Here is a 23,514-nt window from a genome sequence, read left to right on the forward strand (position 1 = left end):
ACGAAGGCCATGGCAGACAAGTCCAACTCCGACCCGCTGTACCAGCAGGCACGAAGCGAGTGCGCCGGGTACGACACCTGCGTCACCGACCGCGTGAAGAAACTGCGCGATCAGAACGCCCAGGACATCGCCAACTCGGCGAAGGACGCGCAGGAGTCCAACTCCGACCCGCTGTACCAGCAGGCACGAAGCGAGTGCGCCGGGTACGACACCTGCGTCACCGACCGCGTCAAGAAACTGCGCGCTGCCGAGCAAGACGGGCAGGCTCACAACCGGGACGCGCAAATCGCCGACATCAAGCAGTCAGACACAACCACAGTCACCGTGACAGAGCAGGAGGCCAAGGCGGAGCAGGAGCGGCAGGCGAAGAACCGGGACGCCCAGATCGCCGACAACAAGCAGTCGCACGCGACGAACACTGTGAAGAAGCAGGAGGCCAAGGCGGAGCAGGATCGGCAGGCGAAGAACCGGGACGCCCAGATCGCCGACAACAAGCAGTCGAGCACGCCGAAGAAGGCGGACAGCGGCAAGCCGAACGACAAGGTCTCGGCCGCCGACGCCGCCCTGAAGAAGGCACGCGATCAAAAAGTAGCCACGATGAAGCCCTGACGACCTACGTCTCCACGCCAACAAAGCGTTCCGTTGGCCGGTCGGCGATCGGCGTCGTTGTTGTCGCCCTGCTCAACGAGCTGATGGGCAGATAGCCGGCGGCTATCCCACCCCTGCGGATACGCGAGCGAGCCCGGACCAGTTGGTCCGGGCTCGCGGGCTGTTCGGGGCGCGGCTGCTACAGGTCGAACTCCAGGTGCTCGATGTCCGTGAACCGGACCTCCTCCAGGCTTCCGGCGCGGCGGCCACCGTCCTGGAAGTACACCTCCTTGAGTGCTTCGGCGGCGATCTCCTTCAGCTGCTGGTCGGTGGCGCCGGCCTCCTGGGCGTCGAAGAGTCGGGCGGCGTAGCGGGGTGGCAGGGCGACGGTCAGGTGGCGGATGCGGTCCTGGTCCGTCGATCCGATCGGGGCGGTGTAGCCGAGGCGGGCGCGGGTGTCGACGACGATGCCGCCGGTGGTCGCCGCCTTCTGCCGGGCCTTGGCCCGGATCTGCGGCTGCCACCGCTTCTTCACCTCGCGCTCCAGGCGTGCGGCGAGGTCCGGCCGGGGCTTTTTGATCTGGTCCTTCACGTACCGCTCGACGGTGCGCTGAGAGATGCGGAGCATCTGGGCGACCGGCTTGGTGCCGCCCAGCTGCTTGACCAGGTACCGCATCTGCGGGCCCGCATTCTTGGGCGCCGGGCGGGTGAACGCCTTTTGTACCGCGGCGTCCAGGCCGTCCCCGAACAGGCTCATGGTCGCCTTCTCCTACTCTCCGTTGTCGACGTCGGTGACGGTGCCGTCCTTGATGTACCGGGCGAGGTTGAGCTCGGGGGCGTTGAACCGCTCGCGGACCTCTTCGCCCCACAGGACTTCCTGGGTGCCCTCGTGCTTGACCAGGCCGGGGTTGATGCCGAGCTTGAACCCGCCGGGCAGCGGCTTGCCGTCCCGGTAAGGCAGGAAGTCCAGCGGCGAGGTGCCGTCGGCCGCGTAGACGACGCAGTCGGACAGAACCGCGATCGGGTACTGGCCGGTGAAGACGGCATGCTTGACGATCTTGCGGTGCAGGTTGATGCGGGTGCGGGAGATGACCGCCGCTCGGATGTCCGGCCGCCAGGTGGGGCGGGACAGCGCCCGCCACGGCTCGCCCGGACGCCAGCCCTCGCCGCGCGGCCGCTCGCGCAGCTTGCCGATGCCACCCTTCACCGTCGCCTTGACCGCGGAGACGACAATCGCCAGCTCCGGGTCACGCTCCTTGTAGCCGTCCATCGCGGCGAGGAAGTCGGCCGGCTCCAGGTCGGCGTCGACACCGAGGTCGGCCATCGTGGCGAGGTAGGCGTCGCGCAGCCGCTGGTACCAGCCGTCCAGGTAGCGGCCGTTCTCGTAGCGGACGTACGCCTCCAGCGGGCGCACCTCGTAGCCGAGCTCCACCGCGTACGCCACGGTGGGCGTCGCGTACCAGGCCGGCCCCTCGGGGCGCTCGCCCTTCGGCGTGAAGGGGCTGGGCAGCAGACCCGCGTCCAACTCTGCCCACCTGTCCTTGCCGACCTTGACCCGGGACAGGTCCACATGGGAGAGGTCTACCAGCCAGGAGCCGGGCAGCTTCGCATCGAACACCGGCGCCTTCACGTGTGTCGGTGCGCCGAGGCCGACGACCAGGCCGTTGGCGCCCGCCGCGAAGGCCATGTTCACGTCGATGCCGACCAGGTGCCGCAGGGTGCACTCGGCATCCGTCATGGGCCGTGCCCAGTCGTACGCCTCCTCGAACAGCTTCTCCGCCGGACCGCGCACGTGGAAGCGCGGCAGGTCCTTCAGGAGCGGGTGCCCGTCGGGGGCCTCGCACGGCGCGCAGTCCACCGGGTCCTTGCCCAGCGAGCCGGGGTTGTGCTCGGAGTGCCGCTTGCCGTCGGTGTCGGGCTCGGAGGCCCGGGTCGGCGGGTGCAGCGCGGTCATCAGCTCCAGACCGGTCACCGCGGTCGAACCGCGCGGGGTCATCACCCGGGACGCGTACACGCCCAGCACGCGCGCGAGTTCCGCCGGCGGGAGCTGGGCGGCCTCGCCCCAGTGCCGGGTGTCCAGCGCGTTCCATGACGGGATGCACAGCTGAACGCAGGCCCGCTCCGAACCGGTGGCCGGGCGGTAGATCCTCGCCCACGGCCCGAACCCGCGCTTGGTCAGCTTCCACTCCGCGCGGACCAGCTGCTTGATGACCTTGTGGCCCTCGGGGATCCGCCCGGCGAGCCGCTCCTCATCCGTGAGACCGACGGGCAGGCCGTAGCGCTCCAGCGCGGACCGGGTGAGGACGATCAGCGGGTCGGCGTCCTTGCCCGGGCCGGCCATCTTCGGCTGACCGAGCTTCGCCTCGCGCAGCGTCCAGTCCACCAGGGACGGGATCGACTTGGCGGGCACGTCCAGGACCAGGCCGCCGGTGCAGTACGCGAGGACCTGGCCGTCGGCGTCGACGTCGACGACCGCGAGCGGTCCGTTCTCGAACCGCGGGTCGGTGTCGCCCGCCGGAATTCCAGCCGGGGCCGCCTTCTTCGCGCCCGGGCGGCGCGACGTCGACGACGGCCTGATGGTGCGCGCCGGACGCGTCGCGGCCGCTGGAGCAGCGGGGGCGGGGCTGGGCGGGGTGTTCTCGGCTGCAGGCATGTCCGCAGTCTCGACAGCCGCACCAGCGGGCAGGGTCTGCGCTTCCGCCGGGTCTGGCGAGGCGGTGAACGTGGCCGACACTGCCGGGGCGTCCGTCTCTTCCGGCGCTGAGGGCGCCACCGGGTAGAGCTCCGCGAGCTGGTCCAGCAGCCGGGCGTAGGCGTCGCGCTCTGGGGGGCGGGGCTCGGTCTTGCCGGACTCCCAGCCGGACACCGTGGCCCGCCGCACCTTCAGCGCGCCTGCCACTTCGTCAATCGTCAGGCCGTGCGCAGTGCGCAGCCGCTTGCGTTCCGCCGGTGGCGGCAGCTTGGCGCGGGACGCAACCAGCGCGTCGACCGCGTCGAACAGCTCGGACATGGAACACCTCCTGACTCACACCCTACCCCATGAAACGTACGAGGCGCGTACGTTTGGCGTACGGATGGCGTACGAATTGAGTGCGGGGAGACGCCTGTCGTTGAAGTTCCCGGGTCCGTAGAATCGGTCGTCCGGGATCTGCGTGCTGGCCAGCGCGCAGATCTCCCAGGAGCCTGTGCCAAACGAGGCGGGAGACTGAGCTGTGTCACGACAGCCAGCGGGTGTCGATCGCCTCCCAGTGCCACGCAACGACGAACAGCGCCTGCTGCTCAAACTGGTCTGGCAGGAAGCAGCGAAGGAAGGCTGGCCTACCTTCCGTATGGTCGACCGGAGTCTGTACCAGCGAGGCATCGACGTCGTGAAGGTGCTGGCGCAGCTTCCCCCACATCTCCTGGTGGGCTGGCCCGATTCGCGGGACCCCGTTCCTTCGTCGGACACCTTGTTGAAGTTGACCATCGCTGGTGTCGCTCACTGTCCCGAAACTGCTGACGTAATCGACACCTTCGTCACTCTGGTACGAACGTTGGCTCATATCGAGGAACACTGGCCCGCGCGCAGTGAACAGCCGGTCCGGCTGCACAGCGAAAATGCCCAAGCCGAGACCGGATTACTTTCCCGACCGGAGTTGGGGGAGCTGTTGCGCCTGGGCTTCGTCCTGTCGCGCGAGGAGCCGTGGTGTGTCTACTCAAAGTCGCTGGCCAGCCCGGTCCCCCTTCGCACCTTCGTCATCCCGAAAGACGGCCCCCCGGAGGAGGCCACACCCACAGTCCGCTGGGAATACAACGTCGGCCTGTTCGGATGGGAACTGGGGGTTGACCCGCGAATCAGGATTTACCGCAGTCTTGAGGACATCGGAGACTACTGGGGTCGGCGCAGCCGCCAGCTCGCAAACCCCTCACTGCGCGGTAATCGCACAACCCGATTCGAATATCTGGTCGGCGAACTGGTCGATGCAGCCGCCGAAGATCCGACCGACACGGTGCGGCTGGACCGGTTCATCGGCGCCGCAGTGTCCCTGGGCGAGCACACGACGATCGACGAAGTCCTACGTGCTGCTCAATATCTCCACAGGCATGGCTTGGCAACGTTCCGTATCGGCACCGGTCACCAACCAGAGTCGTTGACACTGACATTGCGTGGCATCGACTGCGTCCTGTCCGGGAAGAAAGTGAGCCAGTTCGTGAGCGAACAGCCCCAAGCGGCGGGCCCCGTAACCAACAACTTCACTCAGAAAAATTCCGCCGGCGCCGCAGGAGCGCAGGGCGTGCACGTCACTCAGCATGTGGGTGTTCAACCTACGCAACTCGCCGAACTCATCGGTCAACTGCGCGAAGTCGCACCCCAGCTTGAACTCGATGTGACTCAGCGGGACAGCTTCATTGAGGACGTCGAGATCTTGGATGACTCCAACCGGGACACACAGGTCCGACTTAGTGCCGGACAGCGCCTCAAGGCAGCACTCGCGGAAGGTGGCGCCACGGTCGGAGCCGCAGGCATCCTTGCCGGTCTGGACCGCATCGTAGCGATGATTTCGGGCTGAGCACCTGGCACGCTCGTTTGCCGCTACACACCACCGAGACCGCGTGCCCCAGGCACGGTTGGTGGAGTACGTCTTCTGCGAAGCCGACGACGACGTCCTGCGGCACACGGCCACCGTCGACTACAGCGGCCACCCGCACGTGACCCGCTACCAGCCCACCCCCGAGGACCTCGCCCGGCGCGCGTAGCCGGCCCCTCACGCCTGCCCCAAGGGATGTAGCCGAGGTTCAGCTGCCCGAGGCCGGATAGGCGCGTCACCTGGTCAACGAATCGGCCGGTGAACGCGCCTGGCCGACACCTCGACCTGCTCAGGTCAGGTCCTCGAGGACCAGCTCCTGGTTCCCAATGGGACCAAACCAGCCGTGAGCTGCGGTTCCATCAGGGACGCCGCTACGCGACGATCGACGTACCGTTGCTGCTCTTGCCGACGCTGACCGTCTTCACCATCAGGTGCGACGGCGCCCTCCGCGGTCTCTCGGTACCTGCCCCAGCGACTCCGGCGGTCGCCCTCCTCCGCAGCACCGGCTGCGGGGATCGGGCCGGCGGCAGCACGGCAGCAAACGCCTGAGTGTTCTGTGCTGCGCAGACAGGGCAGGCCCCGGCCAGCTTCGCCGCGGTCGAGCGGGAGAGCTTGACGAGGGTCCCGCCGGTCGGCTGCGTTCCTGCGGGGGTGATACGCCGGACCTCCTGCCCGTCGGGCGTGCGCTCGGGGTCCGAGTGGAGGTACACCGGGCGGCCGTCTGCAAGAACGACTTCAGAGGCCCGGCGCCTGGAGATGACTGCGGGCGCTCCGAGCCGCTGTTCCTCGGCCCGGTCCCACGCGTGTTCCCACTCGCGCAGCACCATCCCCTTCGCCCCGCAGGCGATGGCGAACGCCCGGACGAACTGGCGGGTGGGGCGGCCGCCTTCCTGGCGGAGGAAGCGCCCGACCGTGGCGTGGGCCAGGACGCCGCTGCTGGCCGCCTCCAGCTCGCGGAACGGCCGGGCGCCGTCCTTCTGGTAGAGGTCGGCCAGCGCCGTACGCAGTTCCGCGAAGTTCCGGACGTACCGGGGGCGCGGAACGGGCTCCTGGCAGCCGCGGACGGCTCGGTAGCGGGCGCGCTTCCACAGCCGTTCGGCCTCATCGGGGTCGGCGCCACAGGCTGCGGCGTAGGCCCGGACCGTCTTCAACTTCGGGATCTGCTCGCCGGATACGGCCCGGATCAGCGTCGAGGCGCTACACCCGGACCGTACGGCGAGCTCCCTGTAGTTCAGGCCCGCGCGGCCGCGGTGGTCGCGCAGGCAGCGGACCAGCTTCTCCAGCTCCCTCTCGCACGGGGCGATCGGGTTCTCCCGTCGTCCCACCGCTCAGCCCTCCGCCGTGGCCTGCTTGCCGGAGCGTGCCCGGCGGACCAGGCGCACCCCCGTGTCCGTCGCCTCGGCGAGCAGGACCAGGACGGACAGGGCTGGCATCCCCGCGAGGGCGAGCAGCACGGCCAGGACCAGGACGACCACGACGATGGTCGCCTCCGGAGCGTTCAGCGGCCGGTCGCCGGGCACCACGCATGCGGCGCGGGCAGTGTGAGTCATAGTGTTCTCCCGTTCGGTGTCTGTTCGGGCTCCCCAACTGGCGTCACTGCGAGGGCGGTTGCCGTCGCCCAGGCGAGTGACTGTCCAACGATGCTGGCGCACCGCACAGGGTGCTCATGACCACCGCCCGGCGTACGCCCGGGTATTGACCCGTCCCTGTCTCAACCTGGGCGCGGCGAACTGAGTCCTTCACAGGCGTGGAATGTGCAGGTCAGCGATGGGGCTCTCCGAGCTTTGCGCCGGTCCCGTCTCAATCGTGGTTGTGCACTGCTGTGGGGAGTGCCGATTCTGTTGGACGCCTCATGTGCCAGGCACTGAGGATCCCGTTCCGTCTGTGGGCTCCCCCTATGACTTCGGGACATCGTCGTGGGCGGCCGCGTTGCCGCGAGGGCTCCCGCGACCGTCGGCTCGTTTCCCGTGCCGACACGACGTGTGAGGGGCCGGCGGTCACCGCCGGCCCCTCACACGTTGCCGGTCTTTCCCCGCACCCCGCCTTCGTGGTCCCCTGAACACAGTGGATCAAGGGGGTCGGCGGCGGTGGACAAGGCACGCCTGTTCCAGGACGGCAAGGTCGGCAAGGTCGGCAAGAGGGTCTTCGCGCACGAGATCGACGATGAGCCGTGGTGGCGCAGGCAGAAGGTCTCGCTGGTCTGCCCGTTCTGTGTGACGGCGGTGGTCTCGCAGCGCACCTCGGTGGGCCGTCATCCCCGGGGCGCGCTGTTCCGGCTCGCAGCGGACCAGTCGCACGAACAGGAGTGCCCCCTCAACCCGACTGAAGTTCTCCAGAAAATCGCGCATGGGTCTCAGGGCGTGGCCGTCATCGACGGCGACGAACTGCACCTGGTGCTGCCCGACGACCTGGGACAGGTCGGCGCCACCATCCCCACCGCCGACCCCGACGCCACGTCTGTCGGCGACACGTTCGGCGTGAACATCTCCACGGTGCGCCCGCTGCTGCCCCCGCTGATCAACAGCGCGGTCGTCATCGCCCGCTTCCTGCAGAAGCACGGCTACGACCCGGACGTGGTCGCCCAGTTCAAGGTGCGCCGCCCCGGCGAAAAGTCGGCGGTGAGCTGGGACAAATTCTGCCACGGTCCCGCTGCCGCCGATCACGCCCGGCTGCACGCCCGCCTGACCAGCGGGGTGAAGCCCGCTCATCCGGTGGCCGTCTACGGCCGCATCACCGCAGTCGAGAAGGACCGCCAGGAGCGCCCGGTGTTACGCCTCTCCGACGGCCCCGGCTACACCGTCCGTATCCGCTCCGACCACCCCAGCCTCCTCGAGCCGCTCACCGCCGGCGCCTTCGTCCTGGCCGTCGGCACCTGGAAGCCCTGGACACCCAGCACGGGCCGGACCGAGGTGCAGATGTTCGCCGAAGAACACTGGCAGCTCGCCCACTGGACCTACGACGCCACCACAGGCCACAGCAGCCCGCCCCACTGCCCGGCACCGCTCTCCCTCGCCCAACGCACCCTCCGCCAGGCCCGGCAGACCAGTTCGGCGGCTGCCGCCGAACGCCCGTCCGCTCCCCCGCATCCAGTACGGCCCTCCCCCAGGCCACGCCCCACCCGGCCATCCGGGCCCGCAGCGCCGCCCGCTTCGCTCCCCACGCCACCGCCGGAACCGGCACAAACTCCCCCGCCCGGACCGGCCGTACCGCAGCCGACCCCAGCTGAACCCGCACCCCCAGCACATCCCCCGCTGCCGTCACGACCTCCAGCACCACCACGGCCGACGGCTCCCCCACTCGGCCGCACACGCCGGGGCTGGTGGCCGTTCGGCCGCCGCTGAACCACACGGCGGACCCTTGAAGCCGCGGAAGTCCAACTCGATGTTCCGCGCCCATCCCGACAGGGGAAGGGGGAGACATGACCGTGGAAGCAGCGAGCGCGGATGACTGGCTGAAGGAGATCACCGCTCAGGCGCGCACATCGCCGGCGAAGGTGTTCTCCGTGAGCGTGCCGCTGAACCACCCCTACGCCCCGCACGAGGCGCCGGAGCAGCTGCTGGCAGCCGCGGTCGAGGGCGTCGAAGTGCACGGGTGGCGACTGGACAGTGTGAGCACGTACGGCGGTGCTCTCCCGACGTCGCACTACCCTCATTTCGACCCCGAGCCCCGCTTCTGGGCTCTGCTGGTCTTCCGCACCACATACCGGGGCCGCGATGTCTGAACGGGACGCCACGAGGGAATGCGGCATCGGCTGAGACATCGCACCTTCCTTGATCGCCTGTATTGGCCGCTGTGGACAGATCTTGCAGCAAAGGAGGAAGCCCCCCGCTGGATACCCGCCCGGGCCTACACGGGGCGCACAGCACGTTCTACGCACCCGCGAGAGTTGCAAGGTCCGGATGGCAGCGGGGGCACTTCTCTCCTGAGCCCAGCTCTCCGAGGGTCCGAAACCGCGGATTGAGGCGCGCGGCCGGCGTGCCCTGCCCGCACTCCCCGCACCACTCGGGCAAGCCAGGGCGACTCCGGCTCGAAACCTCGGACGGGAGCGGTGCAGTGCACCGCTCAGCGTGCTGGGCAAGGTTGGACCAGCCGCGCGGAGCCATCTCCCGAGCCCGGTCACACAGCCACGCCTCTGGCAAACCCTGTGCCAGCAGCTCAACGGCCTGGCGCTCCAGCTTGGCCCGGGTGCCGTTCAGCACCGGTCGCCCGAGTGCCTCTGCATACGCCGCCACGACCCGTTCCCCTGCTGCCTTCTGGCCTGTCCGCTCCCGCTGCTGCGGTAGCTCAGCCTCGGAGGGGTTCTGTCCCTCGGGCGAAGCCTCATCCTCTCTCTCTCCGTCCGGAGGGACGTCCACTGAACCGTCAACGTCCCCTGAGCCAGGAGAGAGAGAAGAGGGAGTAGTAGAAGGAAGGAGAAGGGGGTCGGAATCCGACCCTGCACCCCCGTCGGATTCCGACGGGGGGTCGGTCGGGATCCGACGGGGGTGGGTCGGGATTCGCCCCTGAGGGGGGTCGGAATCCGACGGGGGGTTTGACCTGGGAGTTTCCCTCGGCACGTTGAAGGTCAGCTCCTCCACGAGGGTCGGCCCATAGTCGGTGCGTGCACGCTTCATGCTTGCCAGCAGGTCCAGGTTCACGCGGTACAGGTCCGCGATCCGCGCGCCGTTCTTCGGGCTGTACCGCTCGCTCGACGCCAGCAGGCCACGCTGGATCAGCCGCTGCTTGTTCGACTTCGCGGCCGTCATCTTCATGTGGGCTTCGTCTGCCAACTGCTGCATGGACGCGATCACGTAGCCCTTGGCGTCGGTGTGGTTGCAGCACGCCAGCAGAAACGCGCCCTCACCCACGCTCAGCCCGTCGGCCTGGAAGACCAGGTTCATGTGCTGGATCACCGCGTCACCTCCCGCACCCTGAGGGCAGCAGTGGCCTGGGCGGTTCGCGAAGCGACGCTGCGGCAAGGCGAGGCAGCGGGCCCGGGCGCCTCAGTAGACGGGCAAGAGCTGCGGAGCCTCTCCGCGGGCGCTGCCGAATGCGCGAGTGCGCCGGACACACCGGCAAGATCTGTGGTCCGCGGCCTTGGCGGACGGTGGAACGGGCGGTGCAACTGGGTCATCTCCCCAGGTAGGGGAGCCGCGACCAGCAGGTGTGACCTAGCAGAATCCCGGAGTAGTGGCGTTGCGCAATCTGTAGCGCATACTCTGGGTATAGGTGACCACGCGGGCTCTAGGGCTCACGGGCATCACCCCCGGCGAGGTCACCTCACCGGAACACGACTCAGAGTTGGTAGCTCGGATGAGTCGGACTTGGAAGCGGCTCCTGTTGTGGCGACAGGGGCCGCTTCGCATTTACGGGGATCGGGCGAGCGTCATTCTCCTCAGCCTGCCTCTCGCACGGGTGTCTCAGCCGCTGTCGCCGCCTCCGGGTATTTCTCGGCCCAGCCCTTCAGCAGGTGGGCGTAGGCGTGCAGGCGTCGCCGATGGGGCTTTGCCTGGCCGGTCTCCCATCGGTGGAACGCGACGCGGGTTACCCCGAAAACCTCAGCCACCTCATCCTGCGTCAGGTCCGCGGCTTTGCGGAGATTCGCCCGCACAGTTGGTGGCGGCAAGACATCTGGTCGCGCGAGCAGAGCATCGACCGCATCGAGTAGTTCAGACACTGCTCCCCCTCCCTTCACGTGAACCGAAACTATACATAACTCTCCGCTGTAAACAGTGCGGTTGGCGGCGTGTCGTTCGATGGAACGGACTCAATCCGAGGAACAGCGGCCAGGGCGCGGGGCATTCACACGCTTCCCTCACGTGCCGAAGGTCAGCAAGGGAACGTCGTAGAGATCGGGGTTGTTGGGCCGGGTCATCACTGGCGACGTGACTTCGACTACGAGCATCTCGACAAGGAACTGCACTTGGGCGCTGAGCAGATGGCTCGTGTGCCCGGCGGCTGATCGCGCCTTCTCCCCCAACGAGGTGTGGATGTGCGGCAGGACTGTGTCGGTCCCAGCGTCGTACGCGAGCGTTCCGCAGCCCATCGCTTCCACCCCGGTCAGATGGACCTTGCTCCACACGGGGGCTTCGGGGTTCTCCAATTTCTCGCAGGCGCCGACGATCTCCGCTTCGGCGAAGCCTGCGATGAACATGGGGATGTAGCCGTGCCGTACGCCGTTCTGGCGGCAGAAGTCGGCGAGCGTGGGAAAGAAGTCGTCGCCGTGGTCGAAGGTGACGCCGAAGGTGCGGCCGGTGGTCAGTTCGTAGCTGCGCAAAGTGGGGGTCCTGGGGGCTGTTGGGGCGGTTACGAGAGGGTGCTGAAGAGCTGGAGGATCTGGTCCTTGTCAGCGCCTGTCATCAGGAGCAGGTGCAGCAGGATGCGCGCCTTGACCGGGTCCAGGGTGCTGCCGGAGATCAGGCCGCGAGCGAGCAGGTCCGACTCGGAGCCGGGGAAACCGTAGGTCTGCCGGAGCACAGGACCGGATCCGGTGCGGGTGGCCAGGACGACCGGCATGCGCTTGGCGAGATCGGTGAGCGCGTCCACGCAGGCCATCGGCACGTGTCCGGCCCCGAACGCGGCGACGACCAGGCCGTCGACGTGGTCCCCGAGGGCTTGGAGGAGCGTCCCGTCGTCTCCGATCCCGACCGTGAAGATGGTGGTGCGGACGGCGGGAGCGGCGACGTCCTGGGGAGCGATCGTCGGGGCTGTATCGGGGCGGGCAAGGATCCGTACGCGGTCTTCCGCGACGTAGCCGATCGGCCCGGGGTACGAGGTGAAGGCGGTCGGGCTCGTGGAGTGCGTTTTGCGGACCCAGCGGGCAGCGTGGATCTCCTCCCCGAACACCACGACGCAGCCGGCGCCCTGGGCTTCCGTGCTGGCCGCGGCGCGGATCGAGGCCAGCACGTTCGCGGGGCCGTCCGCTCCCGCCATACTCGCGTTACGCATGGCGCCCGTGACCACGATCGGCATGTCGCCGGTGGTGACTAGGTCCAGCAGGTACGCCGTCTCCTCGATCGTGTCCGTCCCCTGGGTGACGACCACGCCGTCGACCGGGAGCGTCTCGATCGTCGCGGCTAGCTCGAACAGGTCGGAGAAGGACAGCGAGGCGCCGGGCAGTCGGCGGAAGTCGTGCACCTGGACGTGGATGCCGGTGTCGGCAAGACCCGGTACGGCCGCGACGAGGTCGTCGGCCGACAGCGTCGGCGTCGCGCCGCCGTCGGTCTGTGCGGTCATCGCGATGGTGCCGCCGAGTGAGATCACTGCGACGTGCCGGACGGTGTCGGCCATGGCCTCTTTCCCCTTCGTGGACAGGCAGATGGTGCGGGATCAGTGATCGGCGGGAAGAGAGGCCACGTACGCGCACGCGGCGTCGATGCCAGCTGCGGAGACCAGCCGGCTGCGGGACTGGATCAGCCCGGACGATCCGTACCGGGCGAGTTGGCCGCACCGCTGGATCAACCAGGCCCACGGCAGATCGAGGTACTGCGCCAGAGCACGCAACCGCCCCGCAGCCGTCGGCGCCGCGGTGAGCGAGTCCGCATCGACATCGCGCGCCGCGATCGTGAAATCACGGACCACCGAGGACCGGGCGGTCACGTCAACATGCCACATACCCTCACCCCGGACCCAGTTCGCGATCACAGCTTCCCGGTCGGGCGCGACCACGAACCCCTCAACGGACTCGTACGCAGGATCGGACGTGAACTGCGCGTGGATCCCGAGCGACTCCATCAGCGCCACAGCCAAGAACAGCAAGATCCGCTCGTACCTCGGAGACGAACGGACGACCTCCTCCGGGATGCAGAACGCCCGGGTACTCGCGCCGCCCAGCGCCTTCGTGGTCTCCCGCAGATACGGGAATTTGTGATCGAAGATCAGCCACGCGCTGGCCTCCTCACCTCGCTGCTCCCGCGTCCAGAACGCTGGCAGCTCCGGGAGCTCCGGCAACGCCTTCAGGATGTGGCGCGCGCAGAAGTCCGAGCCCAGCCACATGTGGGCCACCCCGTTCAGCCCGGGCGCGGCCTCCCGGCTGACCGCGGAGGAAGACAGCCGCTCATACGCCTTGAGATCGCTGCGCGTCTCGGAAAGCGCCTGGTCATCAGCCTGAAGAGCATCGTCGTAGTTACTGACGGCCCACAGAATGCCGTAGGTGAGATCGTCCAGCTCGTACGCAGCGGGCGCGGCGACCTCATACACACCGCCGTTGCGCGCGAGCTTGCCGCGAGCTGCACGCCCATCCAGGGCGAAGAACTTCGAGATGCCCTCGGTGTTGACCGCTCCGACCAGAAGACTGCGGTGCGGCCGGGACAGGAACTCCTCCGCGCGACGCTGGTCAGGGATGGACACGACCACACGGCTTCCCTCCCTGCGCGCGGGGTGGACCTGGAGGGAGAGCTGTGAGCCGAGCATGGAACGGCCACCCGGCAGCAGAGCCTGCCAGTCGACCCCGAAGTCGGGCACAGGCCGGGACAGCCGAAGCCCCGACCAGCTCTCGGAAGCAGTTCTCGCGAACCCGAAGGGGTCTTCCGCCGGGCTGACCACCGCGGCCGCCGGCGCAGGGAGGCCAGCCACCGCTGCCGCCCCGATCCCCACACCGGCGCGCAACAGCGCACGTCGATCGAGTGCCACGAGCACCACCGTTCCATCGTCGAGACGTCGGGGGACGAAGATCCCCTCACTGTCTGACGCTGCCGCCCGGGACAGGGCCGTGGCCAGGTCTGGCGATGTATCGGATACATGGAGCGCTGGATCGGATACATGCCTGGCCCCGGTGACACCTCGGTCTATCTCCTGCCACAGCTCGATCAGGAACCCGCCGGCACCAACGGCTTGGTCGATGAGCTCGACTTCACTCCGCTCTTTCGGCGGCCGGTCGCCGTTCTCCCATCGCTGCACCTTGGAGTGCGAGACGAACGTCTTGGCGGCGAGGTCTCGCATCGACATGCCGCGCGCCTCGCGCAGCTCCCGGATCATGTAGCCAAGGCGGTGCTGGGGCGACTGATCCGGCGTCAGCACATTCGGCCGCTGCCCCATTCCGGGCCCCCTCCATGTATCCAAGTCCCTGTATCCGCCGGACGGATACAGGCCAACCGTAGAAGCTGCTGAAGATCACGCCTACACCTGTAATGGCGACTCCACCAGCCGGAGTTCCCAACTGCCACTTCAGGAGAGCGAGATGACCGAGATTCGGCATGCCCACAGCACGACGCACACCGTCGCTGACGCACATGGCCGTCACGTCGACTTCATGGTCACAGCGCCGACGTCGACACACGGCTGCACTTGTACGAGACCTGACACAAGTGCGCGACCGCGTGGTCGTCCCGGAAGGGTGGCTGTCCACGTTGCTGCGATTCTGACCGCTGGCCTGGTCGCATCGGTGTTTCTGGTGGTGGTCCGGGACATCGTCACCACCTTTGCCAGCACCAGTGTCACCGGCCTGGTACTCAAGGCGCTCCTGGCCCCTCCGAGGAAGGGGCGGTGAGAACCATGGGTGGTGACGCATCAGAATCACGCGTCAAACTCGTAGTCCAGGACGTACGCCGCGCAGTCGAGGGTCATCTCGTTGACCTCGACTGCGCGGCCCTCCTGGTCGAAGGCGGTGCGGCAAAGCTTGATGACTGGGCGTGCCGCTGGCATTTCGAGGCCTGCGGCCTCTTCTGCGGTGGGCAGTCGACTTCGGAGTTCTTCTCTGAAGTGGGCTGGCGCATGTCCAAGTTCGGCGAGTCGAGCGTAAATGCCGCCTTCGCCTGTATCGATGCGAGTGACGGCCGAGCCTTCGACCAGGCTGTTCGGCAGGTAGGAGACGGCAAGCATGACTGGTCGCTCTTCAACGACGTAGCGGCGCGACCGAGCGCAAACCAGTTCACCTTCCGCAAGGTCCAGAACTCGAGCGATATGTGGTGGTGCCGCCAGGGAGTCGACTCGGACATCGATGGTCTGCGGACGATCGTCGTCGGCAGACCAGATCGACTTCCCTGCACCCCACTGTTCCCGCGCGACTCGTTGGATGCCGCGCCGGCGAATGGGGTGGAAGGAAATGACGCGGGCGCCAGCACCTTTCTTGATCTCCACAAGACCCTCGGTGGCCAGGTTCTTGAGTGCTTGACGGGCCGTGAGACCAGCGACGCCGTACTGCGCGGCAAGTGCGTTCTCGCCCGGGAGCCGGTCGCCCGCCTCGAAATCTCCGCGCTCGATCGCGGCCTTCAGATCGTCGGCGATCTGCTGGCTCTTGGTGCGCCGCACGTTCGTCTCTGCCATACGTCTCCCTACCTCGCTAGCGATCCTACGGCGCTTGTTACCGAGCGCCCGAGTGGGGCGCCCGGGCTTACAGGGGAGCCGTCAGTGAAGGCTACATCGTTAACGTACTTCTTGACATCGCTAACGATGATGGGTGTACTTAGGGCACCTCGAACCTCGTTAACGAGGTTCGAGGGCTGATCTAGCCGGGCCCTGGACCTGCGGTCCAACCCGATCAACTTCATATGTCTGGCTGACCGCTGCTTGCAGGCGCGGCCGGGGTGACGAGTTCGACGCGGTCCCTCGGAGCACAGCCAGGTGAGCCACCCGCAGCTATTGCGCTGCCCGCCGGTCAGGACCGGGCTTCGCCCGTCTCCTGGCCGAAGGAGAGCGCAATCGCAACCAGGGAGAGGGAAAAACGAATGCGTCACAACGGCCGTCCCGCCATCAAGGCGAGCACGATCCGCCCCGAGAACCTCAACCTCCGTGAGGGCGAGCCCCGCATGGTGGTCTGCCCCAAGTGCAACACCTGGCGCCGCCTGACCCGCTCGATGATCCACCCGCACCGTGACGGAATTGACCAGCCGCGGCCCGAGGGCCGCCGCTACCGCGACGACGCCAGTGCGGCCCGGCCGGCGAACGGCCGCCGCTGCGACGGCAGCGGGCAGCGCATCGACATCGACCTCACTCCCGAGCAGTGGTCCCAGCGGCTCCTCGCCGCGGAGAGCACGGCTTCTAGCCGACGCACCACCCGCCCGGTCCGTAAGCCGCGCCCGCAGGCCGCGCCCGCCACGGGCCAGATGACCCCCGCCACGCGTGGCCCGCGCGAGCTGCTTGCCGAGCACCTCCAAGACGACTGTGCCCAGTGCCGTTCCGGACACTGCGTCACCGTGATCGAGCTGCGCCAGCGGATCCGCCGCATCGCCCAGACCGAGATCCCCGCCCTGTACGGGCAGCTGCGTACGGCATTTCAGCAGCACCGCACCACCTGCTCGCCGTGCCAGGCGAACAACCCGTGCGAGACGGGCCGCCAGCTTGGCGCCCGGATCTCCGGGATCGCCCACGACCGAATGCGCAGCACTCGCCCGGATCTGTACCGCACGACGCGCCAGGTGGAGACGGTCCAGCTCACCCGCGCCGGCTTCGTCGTACGGCCCGCGGCCAACGGCCAGCGCCAGCAGGACGTGCAGCCGCAGAACTGACCACCCGCTCCTCTCCCCCTTCCGGCACCCGCAGCCTGCGCTGCCCGTCGGCGACCAGCCCCGCATCACTGCGGGGCTGGTCGCCGACGGAGTGCGCAGGACGCACTTCCCGCCGATCCCGGCGGGGCCACGCACGCGACGAACCCCCAGGGATTGCGGCCCTGGGGGTTCTTGTCGCAGGTCAACCGGTGAAAGGAACGACCTGCATGCCCAGCATCATGACACTTCAGCCCGCCCTGGACACCAAGCCCCAGCTGCCGATCCGTCCCGCCCCGCACGAGCGGGACGGTCGCCAGGCCACTCCGTCCGGCGGCCGCCCCCACCCACAGGCACACGCCGTGCTGCCCGACCCGGCAACGATCGAAGCCCTGCGCCGCGTCGTCGACGACCAGATCGGCCCGCGCGGGGTCGGGGCGATCTACCAGAACAGCGACGGCGCGTTCGAGGTCATCGCCGTCACCCGCGATCCGGCCAGGGCCCGCGGCCTGCTCAACCGGCGCTGCGCGCAGTGGGCGCTGATCGTCAAGGACGTCACCCGCGCCGGGAGCGAGCCGTTCGCGATCGGCTCCGTGTGGACCGACTCGGACTACCTGGTCCGCGAGGCCGCCACCGCGCGCCGCACGGAGGCCCTCGCATGAGGCGCCGCCTCGCACGGTTACGCCACCACCTGTGCCGCAACGGCGGCCAATGCAGCGTCTGCTCCGGCTGGTTCGACAACTGGCCCGGCGGCGTCTGCGGAGCCTGCCAGGCCAACGGCCACTGATGAGCCATCACCCCAGCCCGACATCGCCACCTCTGTCGGCTGCCTGACCCGCCCGGCCCGGCCCCGCCCCCGTCGGCGGCCGGTCCGGGCGCGGTCCAGGGGAGCCGCGCAGCCGCGCACCCCGCTTCTCACCCGCCTGGAGGTTCCTGATGCGCACCCCGACCCGCCGCCAGCCGCGCTCCCTGTGCCGGCACACCCCGGCCTGCCCGACCGCCGACAGCACGGACGCTGAAGCCGCCCTGGTGGTGGCCGCCCACCCGGAGCAGGGCTGGTCGCTGCTGTGCAACGGCGTCCTGCTCTTCGACGACACCGGCGATCTGCTGCCCGACGGCCGCACCATCGCCCCGCACCGCCCCACCGACGCTCGCCGCCTGACCGGCGCGGCCGCCAACTGAACGAGAAAGGAGAAAGTCCATGAACTCGGAGAACTCGCAGGACCGCTGGTGGAAGCAGACGCCGTCCCAGCGCGGGATGGTGATCACCGTCCTGGGGATCGTCACCCTTGGGGTGGCCATCCTGTCGATGTACGTCAGCTACCAAATCCTCCAGCCGAAGTTCGGCAGCTGGGCAGTGCCGACCGTGGGCGCCCTGGACGCCCTCTGGGTTGTCATGCAGGCCACGGAGATCCTCTCCGGCAACAACCGGGCCCGCGCCCGCCGCGTCCAGTACGCCGGCCTCGCCCTCACGGCCATCAACGCCGCCATCCCCACCACCGACCTGATCCTCAACGCCCACGGCGAGTTCAGCCTGGCCGTGATCCTCACCCCGGTCGCGATCGTCGCGACCAAGGGCGCCTGGTGGATCGCGCTGCCCTCGCTGGGACGCCGGGTGTCCCCCGCCACCCGCGAGCGGATCGACGCCAAGCGCCAGCAGGTCGCCGACCGCCTCGAGGAGATGGAAGCCGAGGCCGCGGACCGGATCGAGCTGCTGGACCTGGCCACCACGCTGGAGAAGCGGGTCGCCGAAGCGGAGACCAAGTACCGCAAGACGCAGCTGCGCATCCAGCAGACCATGACCGAGGACCTGCACACGCAGGCCGTGTCCACCGCCAAGACGGTCTCGGAGAAGCCGCTGCCTGCCACCGTCGCAGCGATCCGGCTGCCCGAGCTCGGCACGTGGACGCCCACCGCGCCCGCCCTGCCCGTCACGGCCGACCGTGACGCCCCCAGCGCGGATCACCCCGCGCTGCCCGGCGGGCGTGACACCTCCGGCACGGGGGCCAGTGACCGTCACGCAGGTCAGGGCGATTCCGGCAGCGACCGGCACGGCGGGGGTGACGCGGACCGTGACGCCGTCACACTCGCGCAGCTCGCGATCGTCGCGGGCGTGCCGACCCCGCAGCCCGGCCAGCCCCTGACCGACGCTCAGCTGGACGTCGTGCTGCGGCACCTGCGCTACCGCGAGGACCCGCCCCCGTCCTACCGCAAGGCCGGTGAGGCCTACCGCAAGGCCGGCTTCGTCGGCAGCGAGGAGCGGGTGCGGCGCGCATGGGGCGCGCTGCTGGAGAAGGAGGAAGGCGACCCCAGCGAGAGCGAGGAAGAGGAGGACGCGGACGCCTGACCAACGCGTCCGGCACCACCAGTGAGGGCCAGCCCGCCTGTGCGGGCTGGCCCTTGCTGCGACTGCCGGAACGGAGAACGACCGCAGTCGAGCGCGGTGCAGACCCGGCGAGCAGACCCGGCGAGCGGCACGGCCGCAGACCCGGCGAGCAGACCCCGGCGCGCACCGCACCACCCAATAACCCCGCATGCCTGCATCACGAAAGGAGGGGATGTGGGAAGCGGAAAGTCCCAGAAATCCCAGGTCAGCGAGGACACCTACGGGCAGGCGGCGGGCGCGATCGGCGCCCTGGCCATCGTGTTCGGTGTCCTCGCGGCCATCAAGGACAAGCTCGGTCTGTCGTGGCCGGCCACCGTCCTGCTGACCGCCGGAGTGCTGGTCGGCCTGGGCTACGCGGCCTGGCAGCTCCGCGCCCGCCTGAAGCAGTGGCTGGCGAGCGAACCGCAGACCGCGGCCGCCTTGAAGCAGGAGGCGCCCGCCGCCGGTGGGCTCGGGGCTGAGACGGCCGTGGAGGCCGCCCCGGCGCACCCCGAGCTCACCGCAGCACTGCGCACCGCCGGTGCAATCGGTCAGGACCAGGTGATCCGCACCGACGAGCTTGCCATCGAGGCGCTGCCGAATGCCGTCAGCTACAACTTCCTGATGCCCAAGCCCCGCACCTACGAGGACGTCGAAAAACGCCTCGGCACGGTCGCGGGAATGTTCGGGGTCACGCGTCTGCACCTGAAGATGGAGCGCAGCCGCGACAACGAGCGCCGCGTGCAGCTGCTGAAGCTGCACGAGCCCCCGTTCACCAGGGAGTTTCCGACCCCGACCCGGCAGGAGATCGAGACCTTCGCCGGGGTGCCGCTCGGTCACGACGTCATCGGCCAGCTCGCTGGGGTGCCCACGTTCGACAAGGCGTCCATGCTGGTCGCTGGCATGACGCAGAGAGGCAAGACCACGCTGGTCAACGGCCTGATCACGTGCCTGCTCATCGCGTACGGCGACTTCGAGCTGTACCTGCTCGATGGGAAGTTCTGCGGGCTGACCAAGTTCGAGAAGATCGCGGTCCGCTACGAGTCGTCCGACGACCCGGCCGTTTTCGAGGACATGGTCGATGAGCTGAGCGCACGCGTCCAGAGCCGTTACGCGCAAAAGATGGAAGCGATTCGCAATCGGCAGCCTGAACCGGTATTCAAGCCGGTTTTCTTCATCGTCGATGAAACCGCCGACTTCTTCGCACACGACGGGTCGACGAAGGGGAAAGAGCAGGCCGCGAGGATCGCAGAAAAGGCGCGGCTGCTGGTGGCGAAGGCGCTGGAATCTGGAATCTCCAGCGTACTGATGACACAGCGCCCTTCCACGGACGCGATTCCCGTTCTCGTAAGGGACCAGTTCCTTTACCGGATCTGCCTGTACGTGGCATCTTCGGGGACCGCAAAGGTCGCCCTGGGTGATACGTACTTCGACACAATCGCCCCGATCAATCCGGCTCTGTTGGACCCCGAAATCAAGGGTCAGGCCGTTCTCTTCGCCAATGGACGCTCCACGTTGATCCGAGGCTTCAACTTCTCTGATGAATTCATCTGGAGCGTCGTGGACGAGGTCCATGACCGCCAGGAGGAGAAGCTTGACGAGGGTCCGCTGTCTCCGCTCAAGCAGGCGATCGATCTGATGCGAGATGCCGATGCCGAGTTCATGTACACAGCCGACCTGGCTCCCGCGATCGGGATCACGGAAACCCGTCCCGGAGAGCGCGGAAAGCAGCTCTCGAAATTGCTCGGAGTCGCTTCGAGCAAGGACGACAAGGGCGTGCGGGGTTACTACCTCGCCGACCTCATAGCGGCCGCCAAGTCCGGGTCCTGACCCCTGCCAGCACCCGCCGGACCACCCGCCAGGAGTCCGCCACACACCCGCCGACCGGCGGCTTCCACCTGCCGGACCGGCGGGTGCCCGGCGGACTCCTGGCGGACTCCTGGCAGATGCTGACAGCGGTCCTGATCAGCGAAAACGATCACAACACCCCGAAAGGAGAGAGGAGGGCCCTTGCGTGCCTCTACAGCCGTCACGATCGGTGTAGGCGCGACCGCGGCCGTCGCCGTGGCCGCGTGCCTGCAAGCCGTCGGCGACGACCCCGCCTCAACGCTGCTCAGCCTGTCCGTGCCCAGCCAGTACAAATCCCTGATCCAGGCGGCGGGAAACACCTGTCCGGCGGTTACGCCGAACCTGCTCGCCGCGCTTCTTACCCAGGAATCCAATTTCAACCCGAAAGCCCGCTCGCAGGTCGGAGCGGAGGGCATCGCACAGTTCATGCCGTCTACATGGGAATCTCACGGAATCGACGGAAACGGCGACGGGAAACGCGACGTCACCGACCCCGCCGATGCGATCCCGTCGGCGGCCAAGTACCTGTGCGCGATCGCCAATGACGTCAAGGACGTGCCCGGCGACCAGCAGTCCAACATGCTGGCCGCCTACAACGCAGGAAGCGGCGCCGTCCGCAAATACGGCGGCGTTCCCCCGTTCAAAGAGACACAGAATTACGTCAAATCGATTCAGGCACTCGCCGACCAGCAATCCGACGGGACAATCTCGCCAGCACAACAGGCCGCCACCGTCATCAACGCCGCGTACGCGATGATCGGAAAGCCCTATTCGTGGGGCGGCGGAAACGCGAACGGACCCAGCACCGGAATCTGCTGCTCACCCGCCGGAAAATCCGGAGCGAACATCACAGGGTTCGACTGCTCCGGGCTCACCCTCTACGCCTACGCGAAGGCCGGGATCTCCCTGCCCCGCACGGCAGCCCAGCAGTACGCGGCCTCCGAGCCGGTAAAGCCGGAAGACGCCCGCCCCGGCGATCTCGTCTTCTACGGGAAAACCGCAGCAGGAATTCACCACGTCGGAATTTACGTCGGCGGCGGCTACATGCTCAACGCCCCCCGCCCCGGCACCAAGGTCCGCCTCGACTCCCTCGACGCGCTGACCGACCTGTACGCCCTGGCCCGCCCCACACCCCAGCAGCACAAGGAGATCTGACCCATGCCCAAGAACGTCTTCCTCGCCAAGCCCATCGACATGTCCACGGGCTTCAAGGACTTCTTCGACACCATCGGCCTGACCGGCGGCGGCCTGGTCACCAAGGGCATCGCCGCCGTCATCGTGGTCATCGCGCTGCGCATGCTGCTGCAGCTGTCCGGCGACCCGAAGGGCGCCCTCAGGAAGGGGTCGATGGCGATCGGCACGCTGTTCGTCGCGGTCGTCCTCGCCCTCTACGGCGACACCCTGTTCTCCACCGTCACCCAGGCCAAGGGCTGATCCGGCATGGCGGGCAAGAACGACAACTGCAGTCTGCTCACAGGCCAGGCCTGGGAGATCTGCGAATCGGAGGGCAAAGACGACAACCCGTGCCGCCTAGTCGCCAAGCCGATGCGGGCGCTGTGCGAGGAGGATCACGGGCTCCCGTCCAGCGGCAGCGGTGGCGGCATCACAGACGGCGCCTCCGAAAACGTCCAAAAGACTGCAGAGAGCCTCCTCAGGAAGATCAATGCCTTGGTCGCGCCGAAGGACGCGTGGGCGCCGAAAAGTGCGGACAGCGCGTTGTACGAGCCGTTCCTGTGGCTCGGTCAGCATCTGGCCGTCGCGATCTTCGTGTGTGTGGTCGTCGTGTGTGGCTTGACCGCCTGGCAGGGCGCACCCCGGCTGAAGCAAATGGGGGCATCGACGGGCTGGACCCTGGCGGCCGTCGCCGGCATGGCGGCGGTGCCGGGGGCGGTGATGATGCTGAACAAGGCCGTGAGCGCAGCGTTCACGGCCGCGTTCGACAGCAATGAGTCGACCCTGTTCAACGTCATCCTCGACGACATCCAGCACGGTGCGGACACCAACGTCCCGCTCGCACGGCTGCTGATGATCTCCGCGCTCGTGGTCGCGCTCGCCCCTGCTGCGCTGGTCTTCCTCACCCGCAACCTCGGCATCCTCGCGTTCGTGTGCATGGCCCCGCTCGTGCTGGCCTCGCTGGCACGCGGGGGCGACACGACGGCCGTGAAGACGTGGGCGATGCGCCTGCTCGGGCTGATGCTCTGCCCGTTCGCCCTGCTCGTGATCTCCCCGTTCGTCACCCTCGCGCACGGCTCGCTGGTGGTCGACACCGTCCTCCTGCTCGCCGCGGACGCCCTGATGCTGCGCATGATCTTCCACGGGATCCCGTACTTCGGACCCAAGATCGCGCGCGGCGCCCGGACCTTCGTGGAACGCCGCACCGACAACCGGGTGGCCCACGCAGTCGTCCGGGCCGGAGCCCCGGATGTCTACGAGCGGGAGAACGCCCCGCGCCCGCGGCGCACCGTCGACACCCCGGGTCGCGCGGTGCACCAGGACCGCGGGGTTCTGCTCGCCGCGTATGGCGTTCGGCAGCAGAAGCGGCCGGGACGGCTGACCACACAGTCCGCCGTCACGGAGACGAACCGGGACGCCGACCGTCGCTCGCGGCTGCGCGCTGCCCGAGATGGGGGCCCGCAGCCTGTACCGGCTCCGGCCTCCAACGGCCAGGCCGGGACAACTCCCCCGCCGGCACGTACCCGGCGTTCCACCCCGTAACGAGCCCAGCCGGGCCCGGCGTTGCCTCTCC

At 68.3% G+C, this 23,514-nt stretch carries 23 protein-coding genes; 13 read left to right on the plus strand and 10 right to left on the minus strand.

All coding sequences use genetic code 11. From position 1 onward, the window contains the following. The coding region (locus ACI2L1_RS24565) for a hypothetical protein (RefSeq protein WP_404741494.1) at positions 1-609 on the plus strand (609 nt) is incomplete at its 5' end. Between the two features lie 178 nt (positions 610-787). Here the strand turns inward: ACI2L1_RS24565 and tpg are convergent. Together tpg and tap are read right to left on the minus strand one after the other, a co-directional pair. Next, positions 788-1,345, minus strand: coding sequence for a telomere-protecting terminal protein Tpg (tpg, locus tag ACI2L1_RS24570; protein ID WP_404741495.1), 558 nt, complete (start codon positions 1,343-1,345; stop codon positions 788-790). Positions 1,346-1,357: 12 nt separating this feature from the next. Continuing rightward, positions 1,358-3,598, minus strand: coding sequence for a telomere-associated protein Tap (gene tap / locus ACI2L1_RS24575; protein ID WP_404741496.1), 2,241 nt, complete (start codon positions 3,596-3,598; stop codon positions 1,358-1,360). A 238-nt stretch (positions 3,599-3,836) separates the two neighbouring features. Here tap and ACI2L1_RS24580 point away from each other — a divergent pair, with 238 nt between their 5' ends. Then, positions 3,837-5,138: a hypothetical protein gene (locus tag ACI2L1_RS24580; protein WP_404741497.1), complete on the plus strand. Its 1,302-nt coding sequence runs from the start codon at positions 3,837-3,839 to the stop codon at positions 5,136-5,138. 43 nt (positions 5,139-5,181) lie between these two features. Next, positions 5,182-5,325 (plus strand): hypothetical protein, encoded by a 144-nt coding sequence (locus ACI2L1_RS24585; protein ID WP_404741498.1) that lies wholly within the window; start codon positions 5,182-5,184, stop codon positions 5,323-5,325. Positions 5,326-5,527: 202 nt separating this feature from the next. Here the strand turns inward: ACI2L1_RS24585 and ACI2L1_RS24590 are convergent, their stop codons facing one another. Both ACI2L1_RS24590 and ACI2L1_RS24595 read right to left on the minus strand, forming a co-directional pair. After that, entirely contained in the window at positions 5,528-6,481 is a 954-nt protein-coding gene (locus ACI2L1_RS24590; protein ID WP_404741499.1) for a helix-turn-helix domain-containing protein, read from the minus strand. Between the two features lie 3 nt (positions 6,482-6,484). Further along, positions 6,485-6,706, minus strand: coding sequence for a hypothetical protein (locus ACI2L1_RS24595; RefSeq protein WP_404741500.1), 222 nt, complete (start codon positions 6,704-6,706; stop codon positions 6,485-6,487). A 537-nt stretch (positions 6,707-7,243) separates the two neighbouring features. Between ACI2L1_RS24595 and ACI2L1_RS24600 the strand changes: the two genes are divergently transcribed. Further along, a complete protein-coding gene (locus ACI2L1_RS24600) occupies positions 7,244-8,497 on the plus strand; it encodes a hypothetical protein (RefSeq protein WP_404741501.1) in 1,254 nt (417 codons plus the stop codon). Positions 8,498-8,574: 77 nt separating this feature from the next. Continuing rightward, positions 8,575-8,877 carry a hypothetical protein gene (locus tag ACI2L1_RS24605; RefSeq protein WP_404741502.1) on the plus strand — a complete coding sequence of 101 codons (303 nt, stop codon included), beginning with the start codon at positions 8,575-8,577 and terminating at the stop codon, positions 8,875-8,877. A gap of 148 nt (positions 8,878-9,025) precedes the next feature. Here ACI2L1_RS24605 and ACI2L1_RS24610 read toward each other — a convergent pair whose 3' ends face one another. The 6 genes from ACI2L1_RS24610 to ACI2L1_RS24635 form a co-directional block, all read right to left on the minus strand. Further along, positions 9,026-10,048: a hypothetical protein gene (locus ACI2L1_RS24610; protein WP_404741503.1), complete on the minus strand. Its 1,023-nt coding sequence runs from the start codon at positions 10,046-10,048 to the stop codon at positions 9,026-9,028. A gap of 482 nt (positions 10,049-10,530) precedes the next feature. Continuing rightward, positions 10,531-10,830 (minus strand): helix-turn-helix domain-containing protein, encoded by a 300-nt coding sequence (locus ACI2L1_RS24615; protein ID WP_404741504.1) that lies wholly within the window; start codon positions 10,828-10,830, stop codon positions 10,531-10,533. Positions 10,831-10,950: 120 nt separating this feature from the next. Next, positions 10,951-11,412: a PPC domain-containing DNA-binding protein gene (locus ACI2L1_RS24620; protein WP_404741505.1), complete on the minus strand. Its 462-nt coding sequence runs from the start codon at positions 11,410-11,412 to the stop codon at positions 10,951-10,953. Positions 11,413-11,441: 29 nt separating this feature from the next. Beyond that, complete coding sequence (locus tag ACI2L1_RS24625; RefSeq protein WP_404741506.1) at positions 11,442-12,425, minus strand: asparaginase; 984 nt, start codon at positions 12,423-12,425, stop codon at positions 11,442-11,444. Between the two features lie 39 nt (positions 12,426-12,464). Further along, on the minus strand, positions 12,465-14,171 hold the full coding sequence (locus ACI2L1_RS24630; RefSeq protein WP_404741507.1) for a multiprotein-bridging factor 1 family protein: 1,707 nt from the start codon (positions 14,169-14,171) through the stop codon (positions 12,465-12,467). Between the two features lie 477 nt (positions 14,172-14,648). Further along, positions 14,649-15,398 (minus strand): GntR family transcriptional regulator, encoded by a 750-nt coding sequence (locus tag ACI2L1_RS24635; RefSeq protein ID WP_404741508.1) that lies wholly within the window; start codon positions 15,396-15,398, stop codon positions 14,649-14,651. Between the two features lie 401 nt (positions 15,399-15,799). Here ACI2L1_RS24635 and ACI2L1_RS24640 point away from each other — a divergent pair, with 401 nt between their 5' ends. From ACI2L1_RS24640 to ACI2L1_RS24675, 8 genes are all read left to right on the plus strand, one after another. Then, positions 15,800-16,579, plus strand: a complete 780-nt coding sequence (locus tag ACI2L1_RS24640) for a hypothetical protein (RefSeq protein WP_404741509.1) — start codon at positions 15,800-15,802, stop codon at positions 16,577-16,579. Positions 16,580-16,785: 206 nt separating this feature from the next. Then, entirely contained in the window at positions 16,786-17,217 is a 432-nt protein-coding gene (locus ACI2L1_RS24645; protein WP_404741510.1) for a hypothetical protein, read from the plus strand. 307 nt (positions 17,218-17,524) lie between these two features. After that, positions 17,525-17,737, plus strand: coding sequence for a DUF5999 family protein (locus ACI2L1_RS24650; RefSeq protein WP_404741552.1), 213 nt, complete (start codon positions 17,525-17,527; stop codon positions 17,735-17,737). A 19-nt stretch (positions 17,738-17,756) separates the two neighbouring features. Continuing rightward, positions 17,757-18,902 carry a hypothetical protein gene (locus ACI2L1_RS24655; RefSeq protein WP_404741511.1) on the plus strand — a complete coding sequence of 382 codons (1,146 nt, stop codon included), beginning with the start codon at positions 17,757-17,759 and terminating at the stop codon, positions 18,900-18,902. A gap of 213 nt (positions 18,903-19,115) precedes the next feature. Continuing rightward, a complete protein-coding gene (locus ACI2L1_RS24660) occupies positions 19,116-20,750 on the plus strand; it encodes an FtsK/SpoIIIE domain-containing protein (RefSeq protein WP_404741512.1) in 1,635 nt (544 codons plus the stop codon). Between the two features lie 180 nt (positions 20,751-20,930). Continuing rightward, entirely contained in the window at positions 20,931-21,923 is a 993-nt protein-coding gene (locus ACI2L1_RS24665) for an NlpC/P60 family protein (RefSeq protein ID WP_404741513.1), read from the plus strand. A 3-nt stretch (positions 21,924-21,926) separates the two neighbouring features. Next, complete coding sequence (locus tag ACI2L1_RS24670) at positions 21,927-22,202, plus strand: hypothetical protein (RefSeq protein ID WP_404741514.1); 276 nt, start codon at positions 21,927-21,929, stop codon at positions 22,200-22,202. A gap of 6 nt (positions 22,203-22,208) precedes the next feature. Continuing rightward, a complete protein-coding gene (locus tag ACI2L1_RS24675) occupies positions 22,209-23,483 on the plus strand; it encodes a hypothetical protein (RefSeq protein WP_404741515.1) in 1,275 nt (424 codons plus the stop codon). Positions 23,484-23,514: the final 31 nt, after the last annotated feature.

The organism is Streptomyces sp. NPDC019531, from assembly GCF_044903305.1.
In the GTDB taxonomy this organism is placed as follows: domain Bacteria; phylum Actinomycetota; class Actinomycetes; order Streptomycetales; family Streptomycetaceae; genus Streptomyces.